Origin of the sequence: Nocardia sp. JMUB6875, from assembly GCF_041154655.1 — a bacterium.
Classification (GTDB): Bacteria; Actinomycetota; Actinomycetes; order Mycobacteriales; family Mycobacteriaceae; genus Nocardia.
Genome location: NZ_BAAFGR010000424.1, coordinates 1 through 544 on the forward strand (window position 1 = coordinate 1; position 544 = coordinate 544).

Here is a 544-nt window from a genome sequence, read left to right on the forward strand (position 1 = left end):
CGACGCCAAAACCTCCGCCGACCTCTCCAAGGTCGCCCCCACCCTCCCCGCCCTCGGCAAGGAAACCATCACCCCCTGGCCCGACCAGGTCCGCGCCCTGGGCCAGGTCCTCCACAAGTCCACCGCCGCCGACAAACTCATCGCCGACCTCAACGCCCGCATCGACGCCATCTCCCAACGCAACCCCGGCCTGAAGGGCAAAACCTTCACCAGCTCCTGGCTGGCCGGCCCCTCCCAACTCATGGTCCTGACCGACCCGAAGGACGGCTCCAGCCGCCTCTTCACCCAACTGGGCATGACCATCCCCGAAAACCTCGTAGCCCAGGGCGGCAACGGCGGCCGCCTCTCCTTGTCCCCCGAGCGCCTCGACGAACTGACCTCCGACCTCCTCCTCGCGGGCTACTCCCCGGGCATGGACGAAAAGTACCGAGCCCTACCAGGTTTCAATAACCTCCCCTCGGTCAAGAAGAACGCGGCCGTCTTCCTCACCGTCCAAGAAATCAGCGCCATCAACCAGCCCACCCCCCTCTCCCTCCCCTACCTC

General features: G+C 66.4%; 1 protein-coding gene. It reads left to right on the forward strand.

What is annotated here, in order from left to right; translation table 11 throughout:
* On the forward strand, positions 1-544 hold a 544-nt coding region (locus tag ACAM49_RS40370; protein WP_369640770.1), incomplete at both ends, for an ABC transporter substrate-binding protein.